Source organism: Streptomyces sparsus (assembly GCF_054776295.1).
This window is the reverse complement of record NZ_BAAHCA010001024.1, coordinates 1-1609: the sequence shown is the minus strand read 5'-3', so window position 1 is coordinate 1609 and position 1609 is coordinate 1. Positions and strand designations below refer to the sequence as shown.

General features: G+C 75.8%; 1 protein-coding gene. It reads left to right on the top strand.

All coding sequences use genetic code 11. The features are described 5' to 3' along the window. A partial coding sequence (locus ACYVE9_RS25975; protein ID WP_461030337.1) for a beta-N-acetylhexosaminidase family protein occupies nucleotides 1-1609 on the top strand: 1609 nt, incomplete at both ends.

Here is a 1609-nt window from a genome sequence, read left to right as displayed (position 1 = left end):
GCCGAGCGTGCGCTGCGCGCGCTGCGCGCCCAGGAGCGCACCGATCTCCCCCCGGGCGGCTACCGGCTCGCCGTGGGGCGCGTCGAGGGGCGCGACACGGTGGCGCTGGCAGGTACCGACGGCGCGGGCCTCTTCCACGCGGCGCAGACCCTGCGGCAGCTGGTGGTCGGCGGCCGGCTGCCCGGCGTACCGCTCAGGGACTGGCCGACGGCCGCCGTCCGCGGCACCACGGAGGGCTTCTACGGTGAGCCGTGGTCGCAGCGGCAGCGCCTGGACCTGATCGACTTCCTCGGGCGCACCAAGCAGAACCGCTACCTGTACGCGCCGGGTGACGACCCCTTCCGGCAGTCCCGCTGGCGCGACCCCTACCCCGCCGCGCAACGGGCCGACTTCCGGGAGCTGGCCGAGCGGGCCCGCGCCAACCACGTGGTGCTGGGCTGGGCGGTCTCGCCCGGGCAGTCGTTCTGCTTCGCCGACCCCGAGCACCGGCGGGCGCTGCTGCGCAAGCTGGACGCCATGCGGGCCCTGGGCGTGGGCGCGTTCCAGCTCCGCTTCGACGACGTGAGCTACACCGAGTGGCACTGCGGGGCGGACGGCGAGAAGTACGGCAGCGGCCCGGAGGCGGCGGCCACCGCACAGGCGGAGCTGGCCGACGCGGTCGCCGCCCACCTGTCGCGGCGGCCGGACACGGCACCGCTGTCGGTGCTGCCGACGGAGTTCTACCAGGAGGGTGAGACGGAGTACCGGTCCGCGCTGGCCAAGCGGCTGGACCGACGGGTCGACGTCGCCTGGACCGGGGTCGGCGTGGTCCCGCGGACCATCACCGGGCGGGAACTGGCCAGCGCCACCGAGGCGTTCGGGCACCGGCTGGTCACGCTGGACAACTACCCGGTGAACGACTTCGCCGACGACCGGGTGTTCCTCGGCCCCTACATCGGGCGGGAGCCCGCCGTGGCGGCCGGTTCGGCGGCGGTGCTGACCAACGCGATGGAGCAGCCCACCGCGTCCCGCATCCCGCTGTTTACCGCGGCGGACTTCGCCTGGAACCCGCGCGGCTACCGCGCTCAGGAGTCCTGGCAGGCCGCGATCGAGGACCTCGCGGGGCCGGACCCCGAGGCCCGGGACGCGCTGTCGGCCCTCGCCCGCAACGGTTCCTCCTCGGTGCTCGACGACGAGGAGTCGGCGTACGTCCGGCCGCTCGTCGCCGAGTTCTGGGCCGCCCGCGAGTCGTCCGACGCCGGGCGGCTGGCGTCGGCCGCCAAGGCGCTGCGGGAGGCGTTCCGTCAGTTGCGGGCCGCCCCGGAGGGGTTGGAGAAGGTGGCCGACGGCGCGCTTTCCGCCGAGGTGGAGCCGTGGGCGCGGCAGTTGGCCCGGCTGGGTGAGGCCGGCGAACGGGCCGTGGACGTGCTGCTCGCGCAGCGGGAGGGGGACGGCGCCGCCGCCTGGCGGGCGCAGTTGCACTTCCAGCGGCTGGCCCAGGCGGCCGAACGCAGCCCGGTCACGGTCGGCGAGGGGGTGCTGCCGGAGTTCCTGGAGCGGTCGGCAGAGGAGGCCGACGCCTGGTCCGGGGTGGCCGCGGCGAAGGACGGCGACAAGCGCGCCAGTGCCG